This window comes from Candidatus Tenderia electrophaga (genome assembly GCA_001447805.1).
Lineage (GTDB): Bacteria > Pseudomonadota > Gammaproteobacteria > Tenderiales > Tenderiaceae > Tenderia > Tenderia electrophaga.
In genome coordinates this window covers 1,117,165-1,143,600 of the sequence record CP013099.1, presented here as the reverse complement: position 1 = coordinate 1,143,600, position 26,436 = coordinate 1,117,165, and the positions used below count along the sequence as shown (strand labels likewise).

24 protein-coding genes are annotated in these 26,436 nt (G+C 59.5%); 5 read left to right on the top strand and 19 right to left on the bottom strand.

Annotated elements, in window-relative coordinates; translation table 11 throughout:
• Positions 1-287 precede the first annotated feature (287 nt).
• Positions 288-887 carry an ADP-ribose pyrophosphatase gene (gene nudF, locus Tel_05280; GenBank protein ID ALP52606.1) on the bottom strand — a complete coding sequence of 200 codons (600 nt, stop codon included), beginning with the start codon at positions 885-887 and terminating at the stop codon, positions 288-290.
• A gap of 186 nt (positions 888-1,073) precedes the next feature.
• On the opposite strand from nudF, the gene Tel_05275 reads away from it, so the two are divergent.
• The gene (locus Tel_05275; protein ALP52605.1) at positions 1,074-3,500 is read left to right on the top strand and encodes a Lon protease; all 2,427 of its coding nucleotides are present in this window, start codon (positions 1,074-1,076) and stop codon (positions 3,498-3,500) included.
• Positions 3,501-3,689: 189 nt separating this feature from the next.
• On the opposite strand, the gene Tel_05270 is transcribed toward Tel_05275, so the two are convergent.
• The 10 genes from Tel_05270 to Tel_05225 form a co-directional block, all read right to left on the bottom strand.
• Complete coding sequence (locus Tel_05270; protein ID ALP52604.1) at positions 3,690-4,583, bottom strand: hypothetical protein; 894 nt, start codon at positions 4,581-4,583, stop codon at positions 3,690-3,692.
• 191 nt (positions 4,584-4,774) lie between these two features.
• Positions 4,775-5,101, bottom strand: coding sequence for a hypothetical protein (locus tag Tel_05265; GenBank protein ALP52603.1), 327 nt, complete (start codon positions 5,099-5,101; stop codon positions 4,775-4,777).
• A gap of 774 nt (positions 5,102-5,875) precedes the next feature.
• Entirely contained in the window at positions 5,876-6,520 is a 645-nt protein-coding gene (locus Tel_05260) for a hypothetical protein (GenBank protein ALP52602.1), read from the bottom strand.
• A 361-nt stretch (positions 6,521-6,881) separates the two neighbouring features.
• Positions 6,882-8,201, bottom strand: a complete 1,320-nt coding sequence (locus tag Tel_05255; GenBank protein ID ALP54744.1) for a hypothetical protein — start codon at positions 8,199-8,201, stop codon at positions 6,882-6,884.
• 32 nt (positions 8,202-8,233) lie between these two features.
• Positions 8,234-9,202 (bottom strand): AAA family ATPase, encoded by a 969-nt coding sequence (locus Tel_05250; GenBank protein ID ALP52601.1) that lies wholly within the window; start codon positions 9,200-9,202, stop codon positions 8,234-8,236.
• A complete protein-coding gene (locus tag Tel_05245; protein ALP52600.1) occupies positions 9,199-10,395 on the bottom strand; it encodes a hypothetical protein in 1,197 nt (398 codons plus the stop codon). The genes Tel_05250 and Tel_05245 overlap by 4 nt, the downstream gene beginning before the upstream one ends.
• Positions 10,388-11,860, bottom strand: coding sequence for a hypothetical protein (locus Tel_05240; protein ID ALP52599.1), 1,473 nt, complete (start codon positions 11,858-11,860; stop codon positions 10,388-10,390). The genes Tel_05245 and Tel_05240 overlap by 8 nt, the downstream gene beginning before the upstream one ends.
• On the bottom strand, positions 11,850-12,821 hold the full coding sequence (locus tag Tel_05235; GenBank protein ID ALP52598.1) for a hypothetical protein: 972 nt from the start codon (positions 12,819-12,821) through the stop codon (positions 11,850-11,852). Before Tel_05235 ends, Tel_05240 begins: the two co-directional genes overlap by 11 nt.
• Complete coding sequence (locus Tel_05230) at positions 12,818-13,498, bottom strand: hypothetical protein (GenBank protein ALP52597.1); 681 nt, start codon at positions 13,496-13,498, stop codon at positions 12,818-12,820. Before Tel_05230 ends, Tel_05235 begins: the two co-directional genes overlap by 4 nt.
• Positions 13,499-13,526: 28 nt before the next feature.
• Positions 13,527-14,633 carry a hypothetical protein gene (locus tag Tel_05225; protein ID ALP52596.1) on the bottom strand — a complete coding sequence of 369 codons (1,107 nt, stop codon included), beginning with the start codon at positions 14,631-14,633 and terminating at the stop codon, positions 13,527-13,529.
• Positions 14,634-14,747: 114 nt separating this feature from the next.
• Here Tel_05225 and Tel_05220 point away from each other — a divergent pair, with 114 nt between their 5' ends.
• From Tel_05220 to Tel_05210, 3 genes are read left to right on the top strand one after another with little or no spacing between them, the layout of a single operon-like run.
• Positions 14,748-15,926 carry a hypothetical protein gene (locus Tel_05220; protein ID ALP52595.1) on the top strand — a complete coding sequence of 393 codons (1,179 nt, stop codon included), beginning with the start codon at positions 14,748-14,750 and terminating at the stop codon, positions 15,924-15,926.
• A gap of 31 nt (positions 15,927-15,957) precedes the next feature.
• Complete coding sequence (locus Tel_05215; GenBank protein ALP52594.1) at positions 15,958-16,284, top strand: hypothetical protein; 327 nt, start codon at positions 15,958-15,960, stop codon at positions 16,282-16,284.
• A complete protein-coding gene (locus Tel_05210; protein ID ALP52593.1) occupies positions 16,284-17,072 on the top strand; it encodes a hypothetical protein in 789 nt (262 codons plus the stop codon). The genes Tel_05215 and Tel_05210 overlap by 1 nt, the downstream gene beginning before the upstream one ends.
• An 11-nt stretch (positions 17,073-17,083) precedes the next feature.
• On the opposite strand, the gene Tel_05205 is transcribed toward Tel_05210, so the two are convergent.
• The 5 genes from Tel_05205 to Tel_05185 form a co-directional block, all read right to left on the bottom strand.
• Positions 17,084-17,296: a hypothetical protein gene (locus tag Tel_05205; GenBank protein ID ALP52592.1), complete on the bottom strand. Its 213-nt coding sequence runs from the start codon at positions 17,294-17,296 to the stop codon at positions 17,084-17,086.
• Between the two features lie 237 nt (positions 17,297-17,533).
• Entirely contained in the window at positions 17,534-18,907 is a 1,374-nt protein-coding gene (locus Tel_05200) for a hypothetical protein (protein ALP52591.1), read from the bottom strand.
• Positions 18,904-19,581: a two-component system response regulator gene (locus Tel_05195; GenBank protein ID ALP52590.1), complete on the bottom strand. Its 678-nt coding sequence runs from the start codon at positions 19,579-19,581 to the stop codon at positions 18,904-18,906. Before Tel_05195 ends, Tel_05200 begins: the two co-directional genes overlap by 4 nt.
• A 164-nt stretch (positions 19,582-19,745) precedes the next feature.
• Positions 19,746-20,057 (bottom strand): hypothetical protein, encoded by a 312-nt coding sequence (locus Tel_05190; GenBank protein ALP52589.1) that lies wholly within the window; start codon positions 20,055-20,057, stop codon positions 19,746-19,748.
• Positions 20,058-20,272: 215 nt separating this feature from the next.
• Complete coding sequence (locus tag Tel_05185; protein ALP52588.1) at positions 20,273-21,157, bottom strand: heat-shock protein HtpX; 885 nt, start codon at positions 21,155-21,157, stop codon at positions 20,273-20,275.
• Between the two features lie 202 nt (positions 21,158-21,359).
• Between Tel_05185 and Tel_05180 the strand changes: the two genes are divergently transcribed.
• Positions 21,360-23,120, top strand: a complete 1,761-nt coding sequence (locus Tel_05180) for a sulfate permease (protein ID ALP52587.1) — start codon at positions 21,360-21,362, stop codon at positions 23,118-23,120.
• Between the two features lie 18 nt (positions 23,121-23,138).
• Here the strand turns inward: Tel_05180 and Tel_05175 are convergent, their stop codons facing one another.
• From Tel_05175 to Tel_05165, 3 genes are read right to left on the bottom strand one after another with little or no spacing between them, the layout of a single operon-like run.
• Positions 23,139-23,897, bottom strand: coding sequence for a zinc/manganese transporter permease (locus Tel_05175; GenBank protein ID ALP52586.1), 759 nt, complete (start codon positions 23,895-23,897; stop codon positions 23,139-23,141).
• A gap of 2 nt (positions 23,898-23,899) precedes the next feature.
• Entirely contained in the window at positions 23,900-24,802 is a 903-nt protein-coding gene (locus Tel_05170; GenBank protein ID ALP52585.1) for a zinc ABC transporter substrate-binding protein, read from the bottom strand.
• Between the two features lie 14 nt (positions 24,803-24,816).
• Positions 24,817-26,010: a hypothetical protein gene (locus tag Tel_05165; protein ID ALP52584.1), complete on the bottom strand. Its 1,194-nt coding sequence runs from the start codon at positions 26,008-26,010 to the stop codon at positions 24,817-24,819.
• Between the last annotated feature and the right edge of the window lie 426 nt (positions 26,011-26,436).

Sequence of the window (26,436 nt, the reverse complement as noted above, 5' to 3'; positions counted from 1 at the left end):
TATAATCTATATCGACTGCAGTCGTGCGAGTTTAAACAACGCCCTATGACAGCCTCTGTCTGACGAGGTATAACCTTAGCCCAATCTCGACCGCCTCAGCAAAACAAATTATGCACGCGCCGCCGGCGGCGGGCAGGACAAGGGCGGCGCCACCCGTGTGGACCGTCGCCATTGCCTATGGCGGCACGGCGGGCTGGTCTTCTCAGCTCGGGCGCAGTGGCGGGTTTTTCGGCCTGTGGGGCCTGGCCATGCGGCCGGCACGCGGCAAAAACAGATCACAGCGGTAGTTAAGTCCAGGCCCTGACGACCTGCTCTTTATTGAGCGCCAGCCACTGCATAGCCATGATCACCGCCGCCGAGTTGAGTCGACCAGAATCGATCCAAGCCATGGCCTCGTCGAAAGCGACACTGATGACGCGGATATCCTCGTGCTCATGATCCAGGCCGTGAATCCCGCCCGCCTGCGCCGCATCCACCCGCCCGCAGAACAACTCGATGGTCTCGCTGCAGGCGCCGGGGCTGGGATAATAGCGGCAGACGTGCTGCAGCTCGCTGACCTGGCAGCCGGATTCCTCCAGCGCCTCACGCCGCGCCACCATGTCTGCCGTCTCGCCCTCATCGATCATGCCGGCGACGATCTCGGTGAGCCAGGGACCGTCGGGGTCATCCAGCGCGCCGATACGGAACTGCTCGATCAGCACCACCTTGTCCAGTATCGGATCATAAGGTAGCATCGCCACCGCATGGCCGCGCTGGAACAGTTCCCGGCTCATCACGGCGCTCATGCCACCGCCAAACAGGGCATGGCGCAGGCGGTATTTTTCAATATGAAAAAAGCCTTGAAAACGCACCGATTTGCTTACAACATCAACATCGCCATATTTCATGTCGGCTCCTTCCACCTTGCATGGACTGCATTTTCTTATATTCACCGCAAACATGGCAAAAATACATTTCAGGAAATGCAATCACGGTCGTGAACTAATATAGTAACCGCATGCGGCAATCACTTGCAGCGTTGGGGCCCGCTCGGGCAACGCATATAACAAGCACAATCAGCCAAGGATTTCTCTATGTACGATGACCATGACGAAAATGACTGGATTGAAGCGGAAGAGATCATCCGCGACGAGGACGACAGCCCCTCTTCCAGCCTAGCCATCAGTAATCAGGCCCTACCGCAAACCCTCTACATCCTGCCGCTGTCGGAGCGCCCCTTCTTTCCGGCCCAAACCTTGCCCATCCTGATGTCCGAAGACCCGTGGCTGGATACCATCAAACGCATCGGCCAGACCCAGGCCCAGCTCGGCGGCGTGCTGCTGGTGCGACGCGACGAGGAAGAAGATGCCAGCCCCGATGATTTTTATCAAACCGGCAGCGTGGTACGACTGCATCACCCCATTCGCTCCGACGGCAAGCTGCAGTTCATCGCCGAGGGCGTCAGGCGCTTTCGCGTGGTCAAATGGCTGTCCGACGAGCCGCCCTATCTGGCCCAGGTGGAATATCCGCAAGAGTCGGAATCGCGCAACACCGAGCAGACCAAGGCCTACGCCATGGCCATCATCAACACCCTCAAGGAGCTGGTACCGCTAAACCCGCTCTACAGCGAGGAACTGAAATATTTCCTCGACCGCTACGGTCCCAACGAGCCCTCGCCGCTGACCGACTTCGCCGCCGCCCTCACCACGGCCGAGAAGGAAGAGCTGCAGGATATTCTCGAGACCACCAAGATCCACCGCCGCATGCAGAAGGTGCTGGTGCTGATCAAGAAAGAGCTGGACGTGGCCAAGCTGCAGGCCCAGATCCGCCAAGGCGTGGAAACGCGCATCAGCGAACACCAGCGCAAATTCTTCCTGCGCGAACAGCTCAAGGTCATCCAGCATGAACTGGGCATCGCCAAGGACGATCGCGAGGCTGACGTCGATAAATTTACCCAGCGCCTGGACAGACTCATGGTGCCCGAAGACGTCATGGAAGCCATCGAAGAAGAGATGGAAAAACTCAGCATCCTCGACGCCGGCTCACCCGAATACGCCGTCACGCGTAATTATCTGGACTGGATCACCCTACTACCGTGGGGCATTTATACGGACGACAAATTCAATCTCAAACAGGCACGCGTCATCCTCGACCAGGACCACGACGGCCTCAATGACGTCAAACAGCGCATTATCGAATTTCTCGCGGTGGGTTCGCTCAAGGGCGAGATCGCCGGCTCCATCATTCTGCTGGTGGGCCCGCCCGGCGTGGGCAAGACCTCGGTGGGCAAATCCATCGCCCGCGCCCTGGGGCGCAAGTTCTATCGCTTCTCCGTCGGCGGCATGCGCGACGAGGCCGAAATCAAGGGCCACCGCCGCACCTACATCGGCGCCATGCCCGGCAAGGTGGTGCAGGCACTCAAGACCGTGGGCAGCGCCAACCCGGTCATCATGCTCGATGAGATCGACAAGATGGGCAGTTCCTTTCGCGGCGACCCCGCCTCGGCCATGCTCGAGGTGCTGGACCCGGAGCAGAACGCCGACTTCCTCGACCACTATTTAGACGTGCGCTTCGATCTGTCCAATGTATTATTCATCTGCACCGCCAATACCTTGGACACCATCCCCAGCCCACTGCTGGACCGCATGGAAATCATCCGCCTGGCCGGCTACATCACTGATGAAAAAGTCGATATCGCCAAGCACCACCTGTGGCCGCGGCAACTGAGCAAGGCCAATCTGAAGAAGAGCGAACTCAAAATCACCGACTCGGCCCTGCGCCATGTCATCGAAGGCTACGCCCGCGAGGCAGGTGTACGCAATCTGGAAAAACAACTGGGCCGCATGGTGCGCAAGGCAGCGGTGGAATTCGTCAACAAACCGCGCACCAAGAAACAGAAAAACATCATTATCAAGGACGTCGAGACTTACCTCGGCCAACCCTTCTTCCGCAAAGAGAAACTGCCCAGTGGCGTCGGCATCGTCAACGGCCTCGCCTGGACCTCCATGGGCGGCGCCACGCTCACCATCGAGGCCTCGGTGGTGCACCACAACAACCGGGGGTTCAAACTCACCGGCAAGCTGGGCGATGTCATGAAAGAATCGGCCGAGATCGCCTATAGCTACATCATCTCCAACATCAAGCAATTCCACGGCGATCCGGGATTCTTCGACAAGGCCTTCCTCCATCTGCACGTACCGGAAGGCGCCACCCCCAAGGACGGCCCCAGCGCCGGCGTCACCATGGCCACTGCCCTGCTGTCACTGGCGCGCAAACGCAAGGTCAGCCGCCCCCTGGCCATGACCGGCGAACTCACGCTCACCGGCCAAGTGCTGGCGGTCGGCGGCATTCGCGAAAAGATCATCGCCGCGCGCCGCAACCGCATCATGGAAGTGATCCTGCCGGAGGCCAACCGCAAGGATTTTGAGGAGCTGCCGGATCATATTCGTAAAGGGATGACGATTCACTTTGCGCGCCATTACAAGGACGTGGAGGCGGTGGTCTTTGTGACCAGTCATTAGACTTACGGCGGGAGGCTTGAGGTGATTGAGCGTACCCGCTTATCCCTTCCCTGTAGGAAGCACTCGCAGACCACAAAAGGGCCGGGGCGGAGGAACAGCTGCGACCCTCGGCATCTTATCTTCCTCCTTAGCGGGCAGCCGCAATTTGCCAGGAACGGTCATAGACCAAGTCGATACCAAATCCGTGCGCTACTCGGCAAGTGGTTGGGCCCTTCTAGCGCTCGAAGTTACGCTCAGCGCAGTCACTGTGACCAAAATCAGTCCCATACCGAAGATCTGTAGACCGACCAGGTTTTCATTCAAAACCACGACACCGAATAGCGACGCCGTGATCGGCTCGACCATTGCCAGAATTGAGGCCACGGCCGGCGCGGTATGCTTTAGGCCGACGATATAGAGAATGAAGGACAATCCCGCGCCAAGCACCCCCAGCACCACAAACAGTGGCCAACTCGATGTGCTCAGCACTGCCACGGCTTGGTCGGCGTCCGCCGGCCAAATGAGTACGGTGACCAGTACCGCGAACGCTATCACGAGAATCGCCTGCGGGCTGCCGTGCGGTGCCGCATACTTGAAGCCGAAAATAAATACCGCATAGCACAGCCCGGAGAGCAGACCGGCGCCGGCGCCGACCAGCGTGACGCTGCCCGCCCCAACGTCGTAAATACGTGTAAGCAGCACGACGCCGAGCATTACCACGGCAATCGCGGCCCACTTGAGCGGAGTAGGGCTTTCAAGCTTGAATGCAAAGGACACGAGATAGACGAACACCGGTGCGCAGTACATCAGCGTTGCCGCAACCGCGACGCTGCCCTCGGCGATGCTCACGAAATAGAATGCGAAGTTGCCAGCCACGCCGAGACCGGCAATCGCCGACCAGCCCCATAATCGGCGACTTGCCAATCCGCTGCCACGTGGGCGCAGCGCCAGCCAAACGAGAACAAACAACAGCCCGATCGCGCCCCGGTATAACGACACCACGAACGCGTCCCAGCCGTCGGCCATGAGAATCCCGCCGATTCCGCCTGACAGCCCCCAGCAGAGCGCCGCCAAGACCACGAACGCCGTACTTAAATTCACCATTTGTCTCCACTTTTTCTGATGGATTTAAGCATATCGCCGGAGGCGATCAAGGCCGCGGTGGTCAAGCTAGCCTGACCCCCGACTCGTGTTCAGGGTATAAAGCAGTGTTGCTTTTGACCTTCCTTGAAGACGTGCGCCGCCTGCAATAAGCTACTGTCAGCGCTGAAGCTCTAGCAACCCCACCTAAACCCTCAACAGTCATGAAACTCGACGCTATCGATATAGCCATCGCTGTCATAGGTCACTGTGGCGCAATTTTTACTGAATTGCTTATCTACACAATTGACTGTTAAGGACTTGCCAGATCCATTACAGGTGTACTTCTTTTTGCCGGTGCGAATGTCAATGAGACGTTCCTCGGCATTCTGCTCGAGATCCTCCTCCACCACCTTGGCCACCCCGCTCAAATCGACCGGATCATCGCCACGGGCTGCCACCATGCCTGAAAACATCAACAACCAGCACGCCGCAACGCCCACCACCGAAACCATGAACCGCTTACCTATTTTGTTAGTCATCTGTATTACCCGCCTTTTGTTAACGTTTATTGTAATACCCGCCAATACCAGGCGCTCATCCATCCCTTTCCGCGATGTTGCAGGCCGATTATGGTATACAAATATTCAGCTGCGAACACAGCGACAGTGGGAATAGTATCAGGCCGGGCCTCAAAGGGCACCAGCGCGCATTAGTTTCAGATATCCGTACCGCGCGCGCTGCCAACTCGGCGGGCGGGAGGTCATTGCTCAGCACCTGATTTCAACGACCCTATTGATCCCCGCGTCCACTGCAGCGACTGGCTAGCAATTGCTATCACTGTGCCCGGGGTTGTTTTGGCATGAGATACCGCAGGACAATGGCGACCAAAATAATGCCGGAACATCACCCCAAGAGATTTACCCGGTCGGTTTCATCAACGACTGCTTGGGCCGGCATTATTCCGCCATGAACAATACTCGACCAGATTGTGAATCATATACGGCTTGCGTTAGCCAACGGTTCTTTGGCAGCCAATATGAGAAACACGCCTAAGGTAGCGTATATGCCCATTATCATATATTCATATTCGTAGTGAGGTGGTGTCCAGTTCCAACCGGCGGGCCAAATCCACCTCATCAGAGGCTCGCACACCAACGAAAAAAATCACTCCAATCACATAAAGTGCGGCTTTTAGAGCCTGAAGCTTCAATTCCTGTTACATGGCATTTCTGCTCTCGTGGTTTCTGACACTGCTAACGCCTGCGTTCACGGTCCGGTTGACCGAGTTGTTGGCCTGCGTGACGAGCACTTCACTAACCATCGCGCTTGATCTCCTGAACGTGTTGTCTGGCCGTCGTAAGGTCCACTTTCCGGGATTCGCGTAGCAACCGGATAGCGTCTATCTCATGCCCGGCCCTAACCAGAGCACGCACATTGTCATCTATGACGTCCGGTGAAGCGTCCTGCGTCGCCTTGTCCCCATTAACAAGCAATATGCGCAGCCGTTGCGCGAACAGCAGTTGTGCGTCGTCAGGATCGACCAGAAAGGCCGCAGTCAGAGGCAGTTCTTTTCCGTCTTTAAGCTTGAGCACTACACGGCGACTGGGTGTGCCTTCGTCGCCCACCGGCGAATGCGCGTACACGTCACCTATCTTATCGAAGCTCAGCTGTCCCTGTCGGAGCCTTAACCCATGCCGTCGCAACCACTCAATGCGTCTTGCAGACGTATTGACTGTAAGGTGACTGCGTTCCAATAATAATAGCCCGATGCCAAAGCAGGTAAAAGCTGCACCGATGAGCCCTACGGCACGCTGATCGCCACGGCTTCCGATGGTCAAGTCGTAAACCAAAACCCCGAAGAATACAAAACCGATCACGACCCACAGGCGCCCCCAAGCAGTGCTATCGTGTCGATATTCGATGCGGCCATCTGTGGTTTCGTAGATTTTCAACGCCATAGCTTTTGATCACGGAGACGTTAAGCAAAAGCCTCTCAATGAGGGGCTAACCTTCGCAATAATCGGCATGCCAGAGTGGAGCTGCTATTGTGCTATTCAAGCATAAACAAAGTGCCGCCGTAAGCTTCCCCGCCTAGCACACCGCCCAAAAAGCGGGTTCTCAAATTGAGGACCAGCCAATTAGCTTATGCTTATCAGTCAGTTAGCAAATCGACTGATTGATTTATCACTAATGCAGGATGCAAGCTGTAACGGAGATATGGGACAAATTAATTTTATAACCAGCCATTCAATATTAGTGTCAGCATGTATAACAATCTTCCGCTTCGTATGTCTCAACCCGCAAGATAGAGCATTTCTTTTACAGCGCCCCACTGCGCTTGATCTCCCAATACCCATTCACCACCCGCACCGGCAGTTCCACCGGGGTGGTATCGATGCTCAGCACGCCACGCTGACGCAGTTGGCTTTGCAGTTCATTACGTTCCTGCAGATATTCGCAGGTGCCGAGATAGGCTAGTGCGTCTTCCAATCCCGTAACCGGCCGTTCCAGTGTATGGTCCAGCATCTGTTCACGCAAATTGGCGACCAATACCAGGTGATGACGCCGCAGTAATCGGATGGCGGGCATGAGTTCAGCGCAGTCCTCTTCACGCAGGTTGGTCATGATCACCACCAGTGCACGTTTGCGCTGCCGGGTAACCAGCGTGCGGGCGGCGGCCAGGTAGTCGGAGGCCTGGGTGGTGGGTTGCAGGTCATACACGGTGTTGAGAATGGTGTTGACCATGGCACTACTTTTCATTGGCACCAGCCAGCGCTGTTCGCCGGCGAAGCTCATCAGCCCTACGGCGTCGCCTTGGTGCAGGGCGACGTAGCTGAGCAGCATGAGGGCGTTGAGCGAATGGTCGAAGTGAGACAGGTCATCGTCCTGCGCGCGCATGCGGCGGCCGCAGTCGAGCATGAAAAACAGTTGTTGGTCGCGTTCGTCCTGATACTCTTTTGAGATCAGTTTGTGGCGCCGCACGGTGGCTTTCCAGTCGATCTGGCGCAGGCTGTCGCCGTCACGGTAGTCGCGCAGTTGATGAAATTCCAGCCCTTCGCCGCGGCGTTGTTTACGTTTGATGCCGAGCTGACTGGTGCGATTGTCGGTGGCCAGCAGTTTGAAATGGCTGATGGCAGCAAAGTCGGGATAGACGCGCACCTGCGTCGGTGCACCGGCCATGCGGCTGAGGCTCCATAGCTTTAAGGGCGATGGGATTAATACTTGTGTCTGTCCGAAATCGGCCGGGCCGCGCTGGGCGGGGCGCAGCCGATAATTCACCTCGCCGGTTCGACCCGCTTGCAGCGTGAACCCGCGCGGCATAAATTTGAGCCCGGCGCCGGCCGGGGCGAAGTCAAACACCTCGACCATAACCGGCCGGCCGAATGAATGACTGAAGCGCAGCGTCACCTCGCTCCAGTGATTGACCGGCAGCGTGTGGGCCACTTCACGGGTTACTTCCACGGCTGGCATACGTTTCAGTTTCCATAGGTCCCACAGGCTCAGTAACAGCAAGGCGCCAAACAGCAGTCGTGCCGCATGGCCCGCAGTGTCGCCCGCCCGCAATGCCGCCTCATTATCAATCAACTGTAGCAGCGGCGCCGCCAGCGCCGTCACGCCACACAGGGCGACTAACCCCAGTAAACGCGATGCGGGAACGACAGACAGACGCTTCATGTGCGCGGCGCGTCGACCTGGTCAAGGATATCGTCGAGCAGTCGGTCCGGCGTCACACCTTCGATCTCCATGTCGGGTGACAATAGCAAGCGATGGCGCAGCACCGGCTTGGCCACGGCCTTGACGTCATCGGGTGTAACAAAATCACGCCCCTGCAACAGCGCCCGGGCCTTGCCGGACCGTACCAAGGCCAAACTGCCGCGCGGCCCAGCCCCCATGGTGATGCCGGCCCAGTCGCGCGTGGCGCGCACCAGGCGCACGGCATAGTCGAGCACCTGTTCGTCGATGGTGAAGTCGGCCACCATCTGTTGCAGCCGGGCGATCTGTTCGGGTTGCAACAACGGCTGCACGTCGTCCAGTTTAAAACTTTCGCTCGACTCGCCGCTGGTAACCAGCTTCACCATCTGCTTCTCTTCCGTCTCTGCCGGATAGTCGATAAAGATCTTGAGCAGAAAGCGGTCCAGCTCCGCTTCCGGCAACGGGTAGGTGCCCTCTTGTTCGATGGAATTCTGTGTGGCGAGCACCATGAAGGGTTCGCCGGTGGCGAATGACTTGCCCTCGATAGTGATCTGGCGTTCCTGCATCACTTCCAACAACGCAGCTTGGCTCTTGGCCGGAGCGCGGTTAATCTCGTCGGCGAGCAATAGATTGGTAAAGGCAGGGCCACGGCGCAACTGAAACTGCTGATTGGACATGTTGTACATGGCGTGGCCGGTGATGTCGCTGGGCATCAAGTCGGGGGTGAACTGCACCCGCGCGAACTGGCCGTGAAAACATTTGGCCAGCGCCCGCACCAGCAAGGTCTTACCCAGGCCGGGCACACCTTCCACCAGCACATGGCCGCCGGCCAGTAGTGCAATCAGCACATGATACACCACTTCGGCCTGACCGATCACCACCTTGTTGATCTCGCCGCGCAAGCCCTGAATGGCTTGATGGGCCTGTTGAAAATCCATTGCCGTCATAGTCGGTTCCTTATCTGTTGTAGTTGCTGTACCAATTCGGTGAGCTGCTGTGCCTTTTGAATATCTTGTTGCGCAAAGGCCCACGCCACCCGGCCGGCATCACAGCCGCTCAAGCGACCGATCAGGGCGAATTGCTGTTCGCCGGTCAGACGCCGAAAGCCGGGGTGGCGCCGCTCCATGATTTGTTTTATGGCGCGGCGCAATCCTTGTACTTGAGGCGCAATCTTTTGCCAGCGCCAGGCGAACATGGCGCTGGCGAACAGATGTTCGCCAAGTCGACGCCGCTGTGCCTCGGCCTGTTGTTGCAGCGGGCCGAAACGACGACCGCGCCGCCACAACCACAGTGCCAACAGCAACAATGCCAGGCTTACCCCGAAGGCCGCGTTGCGCCACAGCAAGGTAAACAGTGACGGCACCTGCGCGTGGTAAAGGATCAGCACCTCGCCCGGCCCCAGCATTTGCCAGAGTAGATAGGCATGGTCGTAGCAGGCGATGTAGCGGTTGTGCCAAAAACTTAGTCGGGTGGTCACAGTCACCATACCGTCGCCGATGAAATAACGCAGCAATTGATTACCGTCATCATTGGCGGCGGCGATGGTCTCAAGCTCGCTATGGTTTACCAAAACCATATTGCTGCGCAGGGCGATATCCAGTGGCTTTTCGCCGTCACCCGTTTCCAGTGACAACACATGCTCTGCGTCCAAGCACTCGGCCTGACGCTGGCCAAACCAGTGCACCATGGAGTCAAACGCCGTGTGACCCGGTCCGGTATCGGCCGCGGGATACGCCCCCAGCCCCAAATCCTGCAGGATAAGATTACGATTGGCGCCGCTTTGTTTGTCCGTATAACTGTTGGCATTGAGAATCAGATGGCCGCCCGCCTCCACCCATTGCCACAAGGCGTCCACCCGGGCGCGGCTTAACATCCCTTCGTTGGAGAACAGTATCAGCGTGGCGCCGGCAGGATCGGGCAAATCATCCAGATGACTGACGCCCTTCGCGGGGGTGACCGGCACATCGTTTTTTTCCAGAAACCGTTGCGCCGCCAGGAAAGGATTGCGGCGCGCCGCTTCGCTAAAGCCCTTGTCCACCTCTTCCACGCGCCAGGGCAACTGCTGAACGCCCCAATAGAGTCCGGCCAGGGCGGCCACGACCAACAGGGCGATGACCAGTTTCTGAGTACGCTCAGCCATTCGTCGCCCCTGCCTGGAAGAAATCCGGCCAGCGCTCACACAAGCCATCCATGACGTCGCTGGCGGGCGGCCGGTGGGCATAGGCCAGTCGCTGCCAGTGACGGGTCAGTTCAGAGAAATAGTCACCCAGCTCGGGGCCGGTCTGTTGCACAACCAGGCGGCGGCACTCCTCTTCGGTATGGCCGCTGCGTAAACGGATGTTGTAATCGTGCATCAGTCGGCTTAGCGCCGCGCGATAGAGCAAACTATAGGCGGCGCGAAACTGTTGCCGGTGCCAGAGTGAGCGCACCTCGGCCAACACATCCGGCGGCAGCGTTTCACGCCCCATCTCCATACCGAATAGTACGGCGAGCGGCGCCTCGGGGATTTGTTCACTGCCACGCCGCACGTACTGCAATAACCAGTCGCGCTGTTTATACAGAAAGATCAACACCAGCGCGATGACCACAACCCATAGAAAAAAGCGCAGGTTGGCGGCGAGAAATTCGATCAACTGCAACAACCAGGCGGGAAACCCGTTCTCCTGTTGCTGCTCGTCTGAAAACCAGTCCCAATCCAGGCTGCGGACGGTTTCCAGACTATGAAATGTCTCATCGGCCATGACGGTCTCGATCTGGGATTTGGCCGTTTCGCGGTCCAGCGTTTGCGCCATGGCCGCATCCGGCGGCCAGCCACAGGCGAGCACGGCCGCCAGCAACAGCGCCGCCACCTTGCCCACGCCGTTTAGAGTCTGGACCCGCTGCACCAAACGGCGAAAGCTCAGCTCCAGGTCCCAGCCCTCCAGCCGGATGCGGCGATTCAGATAGAGCGAAAATCCGGCGGCCACATAAAACGGTGCCACCAAACTCATCACCACATAACTAAGCAGATTGAATCCCCCCATCACGCCCCGATCCGGCATAAAGAAAAGCGCTTGCCAATCCACCTCCACCGCCTCGGGCACCATCATCGCCACCAAGGCAAGAAAAGCCAACGGCAGGATTATCTCCACATGCAGGCCGATAAAGGTGAGCCAGCCGGCACCCGTGCCGGTATTGCCGTGCAGCACCTTCAATCGTTGCGCGCGCTGTTTGCCCTTGAGGTTTTCCAGCTGGATCACCGGCAGGTCCATGGAGCGGGTCAGACTCAGGCGGCGATAGGTAAGCGAGGCGAACCACTGTTTTGCCGCCAGGCCGGGAAACGCACACAACGTCTGCTTCAACTCCGGCACTTCACCGAACAGGGCGCGGCTGAGGATGTGCAGCAAGGGCCGTTCCCAGATCGGCTTCAGCCACCAGAAGATCACAATGGCGATGACCGGATAGCTGTACAGCAGCAGTTGCAAAACAATAAAGGCCGGCAACGTCACCGCCAGCCAGGCGCGGCACATCGGCCACCACCAGTTACGTGCCATGAGAATGCCCAGGTCGATGGACTCCCATGCACTGCGCGGCCGAACTTTGACGGCAATTTGATCAAACTGCATGGCCACGCCCCGTGCGCAGAAAATAAAACAGCACGAATAGCCACAACGCCGCCCCCACAGAATATTTTACCGTGGCGTTCATCACTGCCGATGACCAGAAGGCCTCGACAAACGCGGCGATGAGCAGCATCAGCATCACGCCGTACATGATGCGCACTGCCACCGCCGCGGCGCCGCGCAGCGCCTGTAGCCGCGTCTGCCTGCCCGGCGCGATCAGCGCGTACCCAAGCCGTAAACCGGCGGCACCGGAGAGGGCGATGGCGGTGAGTTCGAAGGCGCCGTGACCGACCACAAAGGGAAAGAAGGTGCTGTGATAATCGATGTTGTCAATATGTGCGGCGATGCTTCCGAACAGGGCGCCGTTGTAGACCAGAAAAAAGATACTGCCCAACCCGAACAGGATTCCGCCGGCGAAGGTGCGGAAGCTGATGCCGATATTGTTCTGAATGTAGTGGCCGAACATGGCGAAGTCACTGCCGGCGTCGCGCGGCCTGCCTACGTGTTCCGCCGCCGGGTCGTACATGCTCTCCAGTTGCTCCACGAATTGCGCCGGCATGACGCTGTAGACCAGCTCGGGGGACAGCAATACAAAACCATAGAGAATCAACGCCGGCAAGAACAGCAATGCCGAGGCCAGGGTGCAGACACGCCACTCGCGCCGCACCAGGGCGGGAAAGTCGGCCACGATGAAACTGATAAAGGTGGACCCGAGATTGGACTTGCGCCGGTAGAGCTGCTGATGGCCGCGCAGCACCAACTGGTTCAAGTGCTCGGTCAGCGCGGTGCTGTAGTGGCGCTGACGCGCCAGGGAGAGCTGGTGACACAGTCGTCGATAGGCAGCGGGGAAATCGGCCAGTACCACACCGGCCGGCGGCTTGCTGTTCCGCTCCAGACTCGCCAGCATCGTCTCGAAACGTTGCCACTCGTCGGCGTGACTCTGCTCAAACAGGCTTTGCCTCATGCCTGCCCTTTCAGACCGTTGGCGATGCGCATCACTTCGAGCACGCCCGCCTTGCCCGACTTGCCGGTCAGCGGTGTGAGTATATCGGCCAGTTCGGCCTGGCGCTGGGGCGAGAGGCGGTTGCGTGATTCACTGAAATCGAGCAGTGCGCGCTGTTCATCATCGCTCAAGGGCACCGGCGCCGGACGTGTTCCCGTTTCATCAACGGGGGCCGGCGGTTTGATGCCGGCGTTGTGCACCACCAGGGTGCCGGCGGCCAGGTCACCCAGGCGGCGGAAGTGACGGCTGGTTACCATGCTGACTAATCCGACGACGTAAAAGAAGGGTAGAAAGTCGGCGGCGCGCAGCAGATTGCGTACAATGGCTCCGTCCCATCCCACCGGCGTGCCGTCGTCGTTGACCACGCGCAGATCCATACTCTTTTTGCCGGGTGTCACGCCGTCGCGAAAACGTTCGAAACAGACCGGATAAAACCACTCCAGCAGAAAATAGAGGATCATCATCATCCCCATACCCAGCTGCCCGGCGAAGCCCATCAGCATGGCGATGACAAACATTATCGCCCAGCGAATCACCAGGTCGATGCCGTAAGCGAGAATGCGCGGCACCGGCCCGGCCGGACGCAGGGCGAGATCTATCCCTTCCGGGGTTTCGATTGAACAGGCGGTATCGAGCATCTTACGCTTGATTAATTTACCGTCACGCTCAGGGCTCAAGTTGAGTATCTGTATAGATCTGGCGATAGGCGGCGAACATGGATCCCATCATCACCGGCCCCAGCACCAGCCAACCCAAGGCCAGCGGAATGGTGGCGACAATGGCGAATACAAGCCCGATCAGGCCGTAGAGCAAAAACGCCAGCCAGTTGCGCAGACACCCTTTGAGACTGAGGCGCATGGCCTGCACCGCCGATAGCTCATTAAGCATCACCAGTGCGGGCGCAAACCAATACGCCGCCATGAGAGGAATCATTAAGGCGAGCATGACCAAGAAGATCAGCGCCATCGGTAAGGGCATGGACACGGGGATGCCACTTTCCGGGGCTATGGCCGCTATATTCCCCGGACCACCCACCTGTGCAAACATCAACCCCATGAAAACGGCAATGACTACGATCATGCCTAATAGATATAGACCGCCCACGGCCAACAGTCCGCCCAGATTGGTTTTGAAGCCGGCGAAGACATCGCCGAGACTAAAGCCTTCACCCTGAAACTGTTTGTAACAGGCCAGCATAAAGCCACCGACAAACACCGGCATAATCAGATTCACCAATATAGAAACCAGCGGAATCAGCGACAACACCATGACGATGACCCAAAACACCACAATCGCGCCCACCCACAGGCCGGCGCTTTGTTTGAAATAGAAATAGCCTTCCTTGAACCAGCCCCATCCCGCGCCGGCGCTGAGTTTTTGCGGTTCCACCAGGGCGAACTCACCCGGCTCGCACGCCACTTCCAGATCCGCTTCGGGTTGCCGGTAGGGATTATATTCGGCAGCGCCGGCGGCTTCGGCCTGAGCCGGCTGGGCGGGTGTAGAGACCGGTTCCGCCTCAGGCGCAGCGGCGGCGATCTCCGCCGCTTGCTCGGCCACCACCTCGCAACCCAACCCGGCCGCCTGGATCATGGCCTTATACTGTTCCGCCTGAGCCTGGTCCAGCCCCTTCTTCACCACTATCGGGCGGCCGGAAAAGATCTTGTCCAACTGCTCGGCCTCGGGCGCCAGATGGAACAGTTCGGCAATATTCGTCCTCACCGCTTCCACATCACGACCCGCCAGCAGTTCCCCCTTGACGACAAGTTTGAACATAGACATGTGTTTTTGCACTCCTAAGATTTTAGGATTAACGAGATTTGGATGCGTTTCAACGCAACATACCAACAAGCATGTCGGACGCGCCAGTGAATCCTGGATATATAAATCTTGGCCGACAAACACTCATGGCGGCACGATTCACGCTACAATGCCTGTCAGTTTTTGCCGCGCTCCCTGCAGGCGACCCGTAACCGATCCATGACCCGATCCAAACAACTGAGCGCGTTTCTTTTCGTGATTGCCGTCGGCGCCGGCTTTATTTGGCTGGCGAGCGGCTCGTCGAATCAGGCCCAACGCCAGGACTGGCTGGAGGGCTGGCGCGAATTAAACCCGTTCCAGTTGCCGCGCCGCGCGCCGGCCGCAACGACGTATGGGGACTATCTCTATGTAGTCGGCGGCATCGACGCCGGCGGCGCGTATGTCCAGCCGGTGGAATATGCGCCCATCCTGGCGGACGGCGGCCTGGGAGAGTGGCGTCAGACCAGCGCCCTGGTGGAGGGACGTTTCTATAATGCCGCCGTGGCCCACAAGGGTTTTCTGTATGCCCTGGGCGGCGGCAGCGGCGCCCCCGGCGAGCAGAACTACCCCATCGCCTCGGTGGAACGCGCCCAGATCAACAGCGACGGTTCGCTCGGGCCCTGGCAGACCGTCAATCACCTGACGACACCACGGCGCGGCCTGAAGACCGTGCTGCATGGCGATACGATTTACGCCATTGGCGGCTATGACGGCCGCTTTCTCAAGTCCACCGAGCGGGCCAAGATCTTGGATAATGGCGCGCTGAGCCGCTGGCAGCTGGAGGCGCATGAATCCATCATCGACCGCTATATCCATTCCGCCGCGGCCAAGGGCGGAGTGATATACCTGCTCGGCGGCCACATGCGCAATCCGGGCAGCCCCAGTTACAGCGACGTGGAATCCAGCCGCTTCCAGGCCGGCGGGCGCCTCGCCCCCTGGCGCATCGAGGATCACGGCCTGCTGGCGCCGCGTCTGGTGGCCGAGGCCTTCACCCTAGGCGACTATCTCTATATCGCCGGCGGCCATACCGGCAGTGAGCGGCTGACCAGCGTCGAGGTGGCGCGTATCCGCGCCGGCGGCAGCTTGGGCCCCTGGCGCTTCACCACGCCCTTACCTGTGGCGCGCAGCGCCTATGCCGTCGCCACCCATGAGCGGCATGTCTACCTGCTCGGCGGCGGTGGCGACGGCCGTCCCCTGAACAGCGTAATCACCGCCGCCCCCGACCGAAACGGGGACCTGGGTCAGGCAGCAACGCAGATCAGCGATTGAGACGCAGCGCATCGCGCTTTATGCTGATGTCATGAACGTCAATCAACTCAGCCATGAACAGCTCGATTACTGGGTGGCTCGGGCGCGGTGCATCGCGCTTACTCCGGCCGCCGAGGGTGCAGGCTATCTTTACACGCCCCAGCCGGGCTTGGCGCCGCGGCGCTGGGCGCCGAGCCGTTACTGGTCCCGGGGCGGCCCCATCATCGAGGCGGCCCATATCGACCTGAACTGGGACTGGGAAAGTTCAGGGCAATGGTCCGCGTCCATGGACCCGGACATCAATACCCAGGGCGGGACCATGCTGGAAGCGGCCATGCGCGCGTATGTCATTTCGCAGTTGGGCGACGAGGTCGGCTGATGCATCTTCCCGAGGGTGAATTGATTCATGTGCGCCATTCGCCGTGGCATACCATCGAGGTCAGCCAAAACGAGGACGTGCGAGTGTTGCGCACCGATCGGCGCGCCGTGCAGAGCGCGCTGAATCTAAAGCAGCCGCAACAACTCGCCCTGCGCTACATGCAGGCCATGATGGCGGGACTGTTGTTCCAGCCACCCCCCAGCAAGGTGTTGTTACTGGGCTTGGGTGGCGGTGACCTGGTGCGCCATCTACACCATTACCTGCCGCAGGTGCGGCTTGAGGTGGTGGAACTCGATGAAGTGATCGTCGACGTGTGTCGCGACTGGTTCGCCCTGCCGCAGTCGGAACGGCTGACGGTGAATGTGGACGATGCGGCCAATTTCGTCGTCACCACGCGAGAGCGCTTCGACTGGTTGCTGGTGGACATCTACAGTGACAGCGGCGTGCCGGCGCCCTTGATCGACAGCGGCTTTTATCAAGGCTGTTACGACGCACTAAACCACTCAGGCATGCTGGTGATAAATCTGATCACCGACGACGCCGAGACATTCAAGTCCATACTCCAGCGCCTGCGGCGTCAGTTTGACTGCAACACCCTGTGCCTGAGCGTACCTGGCCACATCAACATCATCGTCTTCGCCTTCAGGCAACGGCCGACACGACTCAGCTCGCCGGCGCTGTCGCGCCGGGCGATAGAGTTGAACAAGCGCTTTGAAATGAATTTTAGTGAATGGGCGCAACAACTGTTCTCCACCAACCCGACGGAAGGTGGAGAACTGATGTTTTGAGGCTGTGCAAGCTAGGCGGTGACGTCGATATTGCGCCCGAGATGCGAAGGCAGCTTTTCGGTGGGGACTTCCTGGCTTTGATTGACCACGCTCTTGATCAACTCAGCAGCGGCATCTTTCTCGATGTCCATCGCCTTGTTGAGGACCGCAACACCGACCGGATCTCCGGCCTTCTGCTTCGCCACCTGGCTGGCGGCGGGGGTCATTACTCCGCTGATATCCATACTCATACTCCTAAGTTGGATCCAACGTCCGCTGTGGGATCAAGACAAAAAACAGTCTTACATCAAAGTTATCGGCCGCTAGGCGGCGCAACTTAACCCTCAGCCCGCGTTTCCCGCCGGGCGGCCTGGGGGGTGTGATCAGTATGTATTTGTGCGCTTGATCCACATTGTTGATAATTTGCGCATGGTTTCATTGCCCTGCTTAGCAGCCGTTGGCCGCCCGGTGAGCCATGCGGCTTAGTGCCAGGGCAGCCAAACCGTCACCTGCGCACCGCCCAGCGCGGCGCGCCCGATCTGCAGCCGGCCATGATAGAGCGCGACGATGTTCTGCACCATGGCCAGCCCCAGGCCGTGACCGCTGGTCTGGCTGTCGACGCGACCGCCGCGGGTGAGCACCGTTTCCAGATGATGATCGGCGATGCCCGGCCCGTCGTCGCTGATCTGCAACAATAGGCCGTCCTCGGTTTCGTCGTCGAAAACTGCGCGGCGAATGCTGATCGCCACCCGCGCCCGGCCCCACTTGAAGGCATTGTCGAGCAGATTGCCCAACAGCTCCATCATGTCGCCTTCTTGACAATGAAACTCCAGGCCGGGGTCGATATGGACCCGGCAATCGATATCTTTATCGGCGTAGACCTTGACCAAGGCCTTGACGACCTTGCGCGTGATGGCCTGCAGATCCACAGGCGCGGTGAGCGCGGTACGCCCCGAAGGGGCGGCGCGCTGCAACTGGTATTGCACGATTTGGTCCATGCGCTCCACCTGCTCTTCCACGGTGCTGCGCAAAAGCGTCACGGATTGATTGGGGAGCTCCACCGCGCCGCGCAATACCGCCAGCGGTGTCTTGAGACTGTGGGCCAGATCACCCAGGCTGGCCTGATAACGCGCTTCGTGCTCGCGGTTGGTGCTGATCAGGGCATTCAGATTATCCGTCAGACCGCGCAGCTCTTTGGGATACCTGCCATGCAGCTGTAAATGACGACCGGCCTCGATGTCGCGCAAATCCTCGGCCGCCTCGCGCAGCGGCGCCAGGCCCCAGCGCAGGATGAGGGTGAGCATGAGCAACAAGAATGCGGTAACGGCGCCCAGCGCCCCCCACAGATTCTTGCGAAACTCATGTAATTGCTGATTAAAGCGCGCCAGACTCTCGGCCACGGCGAAGGTGTAGCCCTCCTTGGTGTTTTCGTTTTCCTGTTCGCCCCAGGTTAGCCCCAGCATGTAGGCCAGCACCGGTTCGCCCGCCGAGGTGGCAAGGTATTGATAGCGCCGCTCGCCGCGTTTCAAGCCCGCGCGGATGGGAATGATCATGTCCTGCATGGAGGGCGAGGACCAGACGATCTCGCCGTCGTTACCCAGGATTTTGGCATACAGTCCCGACCCTTCGGCAAAAAAACGCGGCTCCGGCAGGGCGTAGATCAGACGCATGGTACCGTCGTCCTGCAGGTCGGCCGAAGCGATCAGGGCGTTCAGATGGACTTGCAAACGTTCCTTGAACGACTCTTCGGTGCTGGCGCGGAAGGAACCCTCCAGGATGACGCCGGTGACACCCAGAAAACCGGACAGGATGATACTGGCCGCAATTAGCATGCGGCTGTTGATGGAGAGCTTCACGTCTGTTCCAGGGTAAAACGATAACCCCGGCCACGCAGGGTCTCGATGGGTTGCAGCACATTGTCAGGATCGAGCTTGCGCCGCAACCGCCCGACGAATACCTCGATCACGTTACTGTCACGATCAAAATCCTGCGCGTAGATGTGTTCGGTAAGTTCGGCCTTGGACAACACCTTGCCGGCGTTGAGCATGAGATACTCCAGCACCTTGTATTCGTAGGCGGTCAGGTCCAGCTCGGTGTTGTTGAGAATCACCTGCTGGGTGGATGTATTCAAGCGGATCGGCCCGTACTCCACCTCGGGACGGCTGAGGCCGGCGGCACGCCGCAGCAAGGCCTTGACGCGCGCCACCAACTCTTCGATGTGAAAGGGTTTGACCAGATAATCATCGGCGCCGGCATCCAGGCCGTCCACCTTATCCTGCCAGCGACCCCGGGCGGTGAGAATCAGCACGGGAAAGGTCTTGCCTGCTGCACGCAACTGCTGCAGCAATTCTATGCCGGACAGCTTGGGCAGGCCGATATCAACGATGGCGACGTTGACGGGATATTCACGGGCGATATACAGCCCCTCCTCGCCGTCGGCGGCCGTATCCACCCCAAAGCCTTCATTCTGAAAGCGCCGCTGCAGCTGCTGCAACAGTTCCGCCTCATCTTCCACAATCAAAAGTCGCATGGCTCTCCCGACCGCACCCAACGGAACACATAAGGATAACCGAAACGGTGAACATTTTGGGATGCACAAGGGGTGGTGCAGAAACAAAAAATCCCCGGGGCGCCGAGGGGGGAATTTCGGCGCGTCCGGGGTTTATAAAGAACGTTGGTTTATTAGAGTAGTTATTACTTCAGGCTGAGAATGAAGTCAGCCAATTTCTCGATGTTTTCATCGGAAACACGGGGTGAGTAGGGAGGCATGGGAACGCCACCGGTCACTTCAGTCCATTTACCCTTGCCGCCCTTCTTGATGGAATTGATGATGCGCTCACGATCACTGACCTTGGCGGCAACGTCTTTCCAAGCCGGGCCGACAACCTTGGCGTCAACACTGTGACAAGCCAGGCAACCGCTCTTCTTGGCCAGATCCAGGTCGGCCATGGCGGGTGCGGCAACAAAGGCGGAAGCCAGAACGGCTGATGCGATAATACGTTTCATAGTGTTTCTCCTCGTGTAAAAATGATGAATCGCTGCATTGTCGATTCACTCGTTGGTTTCCCTCTCCCTTATCCCATGGACAAGGTGAAACCCTTCAAGGGTTGAAGCCAAGATTACCTAAGTGAAGCTGAATAATTGCTGAACGAGGGAGACAATTCCGGCACTGAGAGGAGCCTTGTCATGGCAGCAAAAGTGCTGACATGACAAGGACTTACTCAAGAAGTACGGCGCAGGGCCTGAATCCGTTCATCCAACGGTGGGTGACTCATGAAGAGTTTTTTGATGCCCTGACGCACGCCGCCGTTAATGCCGAAGGCGGCCAGTTGGTCGGGCAGTTCCACTTCGGCTTGGCCCTGCTTGAGACGTTCCAAGGCGGCGATCATCTTCTCGCGCCCAGCCAGGCGCGCGCCGCCCGAATCGGCGCGGAATTCACGCTGGCGACTGAACCACAATACGATGGCCGAGGCCAGGATGCCGAGCACGATCTCGGCGATGATGGCGGTGATCCAGAAGGCCGGGCCGTGGCCGCGTTCGTTTTTGAACACCACCCGATCGACGGTATGGCCGATCACCCGCGAGAGGAAGATGACGAAGGTATTGACCACCCCCTGGATCAGGGTCAGGGTCACCATATCGCCATTGGCGACGTGGGATACCTCATGGCCCAGCACCGCCTCCACTTCGTCTTTATTCATGTTCTGCAGCAGCCCGCTACTCACCGCCACCAGAGACTTATTGCGATTCATCCCGGTCGCAAAGGCGTTGGGCGCCTGGGAGGGAAAGATGGCCACCTCGGGCATGCCGATGCCGGCCATTTGCGCCTGCCGGCGCACCGTGTCCACCAACCAACGCTCAGTCTCATTGGACGGCTGTTCGATCACCTTGGCGCCGGTGGTCTTCTTGGCCATCCACTTGGAGATGGCCAGGGAGATAAATGCCCCGCCGAAACCGAATACCGCGGCGAAGATGAGCAATGCGTTCATATCCAGGCCGACGCCCTGTTCATCGAGTATACGTTCCACCCCCAATAGGCGCAGGGTGATACTCAGCACGACGATAATGGCCAGGTTGGTCGCCAAAAACAGGAATATGCGTTTCATTTATCCTCCAGATGAAATGACAGCGGGGGCGCCGGACGGATTCCAGCTCGTTAGATAGGGGCGAATTTGCAAAGTTCAAGCCTGTCTTGGTAACAACAGGCCAGCCATTCATTTTTTCATTAGAATGAAATCTTACCACGGCCTCGACCGGCCGGGCTCGCGCCGATGGCGACATAGACAAACAGGATTTAACACCCACATCATGGCTTCAAAGCATTTCTCAAGCCGGACATGGTCGGCCCGCAACCGGCGGGGCTGGTGGCACAAGGTCAACCGCCACAACCTGCGTCGGGACCTGCTCGCCGGTCTTACCGGGGCCGTCATCGTCCTGCCCCAGGGCGTGGCCTTTGCCATACTGGCCGGTCTACCGCCGGCATACGGTCTTTACACCGCCATTGTACCTGTGATCATCGCCGCCCTGTTCGGATCGTCACATCAGTTGGTCTCCGGTCCCACCACCCCGATCGCCATCGTGGTGTTCACTACGGCAAGCGCCTTGGCCGTGCCGGAGACGCTTGACTATATTTCGCTGGTGCTGACGCTCACCTTTCTGGTGGGCCTGTTCCAGCTGGCGATGGGCCTGGCACGTATGGGCATGCTGGTCAATTTCATCTCCCATGCGGTGATCATCGGCTTTACCGCCGGAGCGGCACTTCTGATTATCACCTCACAAATAACGAACGTATTGGCGCTGGATCTACCGCGCCAGATCTCCTTCTGGATCAACTGGCAACACGTCATCGAACAACTACCGCACACCAATTACTATGCCCTGGGGGTCGCCCTGGCCACTATAGCCACTGCCCTGATCATTCAGCACCTGCGCCCCAACTGGCCATCACTGTTTAGCGCCATCGTAGTCGGCGCACTGGTTAGCTTGATGCTGGGCGGCGAGGCAAGCGGCATCCGGCTGCTTGACACGCTACCCACCCACCTGCCGCCTCTGTCGGTGCCGGACTTGAGCCTGGATACCCTCGGCAAGCTTGCCCCGGGCGCCCTGGCCATCGCCCTACTGGGACTGATGGAAGCGGTGGCCATCGCGCGCAGTATCGCCGCCCACACCCATCAGCCCCACGACGCCAACCGTGAATTCGTCGGTCAGGGCCTGTCCAACCTGGCCGGCAGTTTCTTCTCCAGCTTCGCCTCCTCGGGCTCTTTCAGCCGCTCCGCCGTCAATCATCGCGCCGGCGCCCAAACACCGCTGGCTGCCGTCTTCAGCGCCCTGGCAGTGCTGTTGGTCATCCTCTTCGCCGCCCCGCTGGCCGCCTACCTACCCATTCCGGCCATGGCGGCAGTCCTGGTGCTGGTTGCCATGCGCCTGGTGGCATGGCACCAGATCAAGGTCATCTTCATGGCCAGTCCGGTGGATGCAGTGGTGCTCACCACCACTTTCGCCGCCACCCTGTTCGTGGAGCTGACCTTCGCCGTCTACGTCGGTGTAATGCTGTCCCTGGTGCTGCACCTGAACCGCATCTCCCATCCCAATATCGTCAGCCTGCATCCCGACGATCTCGGTGACCATCGCCGCTTCGTCACCAGTCGGCCCGGCAAGGAATGCCCGCAACTTAAGATCATCCGTATCGACGGCTCGCTGTTCTTCGGCTCCATCAACTTCATCGAACGGGCGCTGCGCGATATTGATGAAGACAATCCGGAACAGAAACACGTGCTGCTCATCGGCAGTGGTATCAACTTTATCGATGTGGCCGGCGCGGAGCTGCTGGTGCGCGAGGCGAGACGGCGGCGCCAACTGGGGGGTGATCTCTATCTCTGCGATGTCAAAGCGGGGGTGTGCGACATCCTGCGCAAAGGGGGGTATCTCGAGCTATTCGGTCGCGACAATATTTTTGCCAGCAAACGCGAGGCCATCGAAAAGATCTTTCCCCGACTGGACCTGGAACGCTGCCAACAATGTAGCGTTCGGACCTTCACCGAATGCGCCTCGATCGAAGCTCGCGAGTAGGGTATGCACCCCGCTCGCTCAAGGATTGCGCACCCTCTTGCCCCTATCCAATAGCAGTGCCACAACGGCGGCCGTCAGCGCCAACAGCCACACCACCGCAGGTCCGGCCGGCAAATCGAACTTGAGCGAAACCATCAAACCCAGCACGACGCCGCACACCCCCACCCCATAGCCAATCCCCAGCGCCCGCCGGCCCTGCAGGCGTCTGACCGCCAGGGCCGGGATGATCAGACTGGCGAAGACCAGGTAGACCCCCACCAGCTGCACCGAGGCGGTGATGGAGACGGCAAACAGGAGGTAAAACCCGATCCGCCCCAGCTGTCGGCGCAGACCGAACCACACGCCCAGCAGCGCCAGCGTGAGCACGGCCGTCGGCCCCAACTGATCCGGGGTGACCCATAACAGCTGCCCCGACAACAGCGTTTTCATCTCCTCGGCGCCGTGAGGATTGTGGCTGAGCAACAGAATGCCGGCACTGGCCGCCAGCACGAACAGGGTGCCGATCAAGGCCTCCTGCACCTCGGGCCAGCGTTTTTCACTCCAGTTCAGCACCACCGCCGCGAGCAGCGCCCCCGACACTGCGATGAGCTGCAGCTGCCAGGAACCACCGCCAAAGCCCAACGCCGCGGCGACGATCAGCCCCAGACCGGCCACCTGAGCCACCGCCAGATCCAGAAAGATGATGCCGCGCGCCAACACCTCCCGTCCCAGCGGCACATGGGTGGCCAGCACCAACAGGCCCGCCGCCAAGGCGGGCCAGAGGATCTGTGCATCCATGCTCAAGGCGCCACCGCCAGCAGGCGCCGCAGGGTCGTATCAAAGAGGGCGAACAGGTCGCCGCTGTGCTCATCGGCACCGACGGTATAGGGCAGGGTCACCACAGGCATGTCCGTCTTATCGCTCAACCAGCGCGCCGAACGGCCGCTCTGGTAGGCGGCATTGATCACCGCCGCTGCCGGTTGCGCCTGCAACTGCTTGAGCACGGCGGCCAGATGGGCTGCCCCCGGCGGAATGCCGGGCTTGGGCTCCAGCACCGCCGCCTCGTCCAAGCCGAGCCACTGGATCAGGTCGGACCAGCCCTTGTGCTGGGTGACGACCCTCATGCCCTTGAGTGCGGCGCCGCGGCGCTCCCAGTCGGCGATGGCCGCCTGCCAGCGCCCTTCGAAATCCGCCAGGCGACGACGGTACGCCGCCGCATTGGCCTCATCGAGTTGTGCCAGGCGCTTGCCCAGGGCCCGCGCCACCTGGGTGATATTGTGCGGATTGGTGTGGAAATGGGGATTGCCGGCCGCATGCACATCACCCAGGGCGCGGTCGAGCCGCGCGGGTTGATCCAGCAACTCGACAAAGGCCGCCGCCTCGAAGTGCCCCGGCCGCCCCGCCTGCACGGCGGGGTTGTTGGCGCGGCGCAGCAGCACCGGCAACCAAGCCTCTTCCAGCCCGGCGCCGCTGCAGACCAGAAGATCGGCGCGCCGCAGCTGGGCGATCAGGGCCGGGCGCGCCTGAATCGCATGGGGATCCTGGCGTGCTGTGGTGGCACTAAAGACCACCAGCTGGTTACCCCCCAGTTCCTGCAACAGCGCCGCCCATTCCGGCTCGCAGGCAAAGGCGCGCAACTCGGCCTGGGCGGACACACCCCAGACCGACGCCAGAACGACGATCACGTTCAACAAACGTTTCATAACATGCTCCCCGGCTAGAAGCGGTGGGCGCCGTGGGCGCCCAGGCTCATGACGTAGTAAAGAAACACCTGGTCATCCGCGACGGACGAGGAATCATCCTGGTTGTACTGCAGCTGGATGCGGCTGTATTCGCTGTGCGAATAATCCACCATCACGCTGCTGCGCCGCGGGGTATGTCTCTCATCATCCAGGCCGGCCTCGGCCAGCACATCGGCATCGACGCCGCGGTTGTCGGCCCGCAGCCGATCATGGCGCAGGCCGACGCGCCAGCGCGGCATGAACTGATACACCCCCTGCATATACCAACCGCTTTGCTCGCCCTGATAGGTGGTGGTTTCCAGAGGATCACTGCCCTCGAGCACCACGGTACCGTCTTCGTCGCGCTCAAAGTACTCGGCCTGGAACTTGAAATTACGCTGCGTGGGATTGCCGTCGGGGGCCCATTTCCAGACAAAGTCGATGCCGCTGATATCGCTGTCGCCGCTGAAGCTGGGCACCTCAGTGGCGCCGCCGTGGGCATGAGCACCGCTGTCGCGATCGATCACCTCCGCCTGCCAGCGCGACAGGCCCAGCTGCCAGCTGTGACTGGTGCCGAGATCACCGCCGAGTTTGATGAAGGCCGCCGATGCCCCGCTGCCGTCATTGGCCGCACCGCCGGCGGGAAAACGTTCGCCACGGGTCTTTTCCACCCCCAGTTGCAGAAACAACGGCGTCGGCGCCAGCCAGCGCAACTGCACCCCGTCATCGATAACCTGACCACCCAGCATGCCGCGATAGACCAATGGCGCATCGCTGAAATCCCAGGCATGACGATGATGACTGTTGAGATAGCCGATACCGGAATAGAAGCGCCCGGCCCGTACACTTAGGCCGGCGGGCAACCCCAGGGTCTCGACATAGGCCTCTTCCACTTCGGTGACCATCTCCCCTTCATGCTCGGCGAAGGCCAGGGTGAACTTGCCGTAATAGCGATCGTCGATATTGGCGTCCAGCACCAGCTCGTTGTGCCCCATGGCAAAGCCCTCGGGCACCAACTCGGACTCGCCGCCCAGCATAAAGCCGGGCAACTCATAGTTTTCAGGATCCTGGTCATAGGCCGCATATTGGCCCTCCAGGATGAGCGAGATAGCAGGATTGAATTGATTGGAAGCGGCGACCGCTGACAGAGAAACGCAGCACAGCGCCGCGGAAAAAGCATACTTGTACATGTATTACACCTCATAGCAAGGGCTGCCGAACACACGGCAACCGGCGTTGAATCATTAAATTTGACTGGCGCTAAAGAAACGAGGTGTAAACGGGCGGGGCACGACTGCGATAATAGCGACGCGGCAGCTGTCGATAAGGGGAAAGGGCTGGCGCAGCGCTTACCTGGTCGGTAAGCGGCAAAGGTAACGGTACTGCTGTCGCGCCGACATGCAGACTCTTCTGCGCCTGGAGGGCATGGAGACAAATCTGGCACTCCGCGCCATCATCATGGGCGGCGGCATGCAACTGCTCGGCCTGCAATGACAGCAGGCTGAACAGCAACAGCAAATAGACCAGTGGCGCCCTTGGCGCGATTCTCATGACGGCATGTGTCCGCAATGTGTTCAGGGGGCTTACTGTAGCAGAAAGTCCGGCCGGCGAAACCC

Coding starts and splice junctions, on each gene's coding strand:
- Tel_05245 (ALP52600.1), bottom strand. CDS start 10,395: ATGGCTGAGCGTACTCAGAAACTGGTCATCGCCCTGTTGGTCGTGGCC.
- Tel_05190 (ALP52589.1), bottom strand. CDS start 20,057: ATGAAACGTATTATCGCATCAGCCGTTCTGGCTTCCGCCTTTGTTGCC.
- Tel_05225 (ALP52596.1), bottom strand. CDS start 14,633: ATGTTCAAACTTGTCGTCAAGGGGGAACTGCTGGCGGGTCGTGATGTG.
- Tel_05270 (ALP52604.1), bottom strand. CDS start 4,583: ATGGTGAATTTAAGTACGGCGTTCGTGGTCTTGGCGGCGCTCTGCTGG.
- Tel_05250 (ALP52601.1), bottom strand. CDS start 9,202: ATGACGGCAATGGATTTTCAACAGGCCCATCAAGCCATTCAGGGCTTG.
- Tel_05195 (ALP52590.1), bottom strand. CDS start 19,581: ATGCGACTTTTGATTGTGGAAGATGAGGCGGAACTGTTGCAGCAGCTG.
- Tel_05185 (ALP52588.1), bottom strand. CDS start 21,157: ATGAAACGCATATTCCTGTTTTTGGCGACCAACCTGGCCATTATCGTC.
- Tel_05265 (ALP52603.1), bottom strand. CDS start 5,101: ATGACTAACAAAATAGGTAAGCGGTTCATGGTTTCGGTGGTGGGCGTT.
- Tel_05230 (ALP52597.1), bottom strand. CDS start 13,498: ATGCTCGATACCGCCTGTTCAATCGAAACCCCGGAAGGGATAGATCTC.
- Tel_05205 (ALP52592.1), bottom strand. CDS start 17,296: ATGGATATCAGCGGAGTAATGACCCCCGCCGCCAGCCAGGTGGCGAAG.
- Tel_05215 (ALP52594.1), top strand. CDS start 15,958: ATGAACGTCAATCAACTCAGCCATGAACAGCTCGATTACTGGGTGGCT.
- Tel_05170 (ALP52585.1), bottom strand. CDS start 24,802: ATGAAACGTTTGTTGAACGTGATCGTCGTTCTGGCGTCGGTCTGGGGT.
- Tel_05165 (ALP52584.1), bottom strand. CDS start 26,010: ATGTACAAGTATGCTTTTTCCGCGGCGCTGTGCTGCGTTTCTCTGTCA.
- Tel_05235 (ALP52598.1), bottom strand. CDS start 12,821: ATGAGGCAAAGCCTGTTTGAGCAGAGTCACGCCGACGAGTGGCAACGT.
- nudF (ALP52606.1), bottom strand. CDS start 887: ATGAAATATGGCGATGTTGATGTTGTAAGCAAATCGGTGCGTTTTCAA.
- Tel_05240 (ALP52599.1), bottom strand. CDS start 11,860: ATGCAGTTTGATCAAATTGCCGTCAAAGTTCGGCCGCGCAGTGCATGG.
- Tel_05210 (ALP52593.1), top strand. CDS start 16,284: ATGCATCTTCCCGAGGGTGAATTGATTCATGTGCGCCATTCGCCGTGG.
- Tel_05175 (ALP52586.1), bottom strand. CDS start 23,897: ATGGATGCACAGATCCTCTGGCCCGCCTTGGCGGCGGGCCTGTTGGTG.
- Tel_05275 (ALP52605.1), top strand. CDS start 1,074: ATGTACGATGACCATGACGAAAATGACTGGATTGAAGCGGAAGAGATC.
- Tel_05260 (ALP52602.1), bottom strand. CDS start 6,520: ATGGCGTTGAAAATCTACGAAACCACAGATGGCCGCATCGAATATCGA.
- Tel_05180 (ALP52587.1), top strand. CDS start 21,360: ATGGCTTCAAAGCATTTCTCAAGCCGGACATGGTCGGCCCGCAACCGG.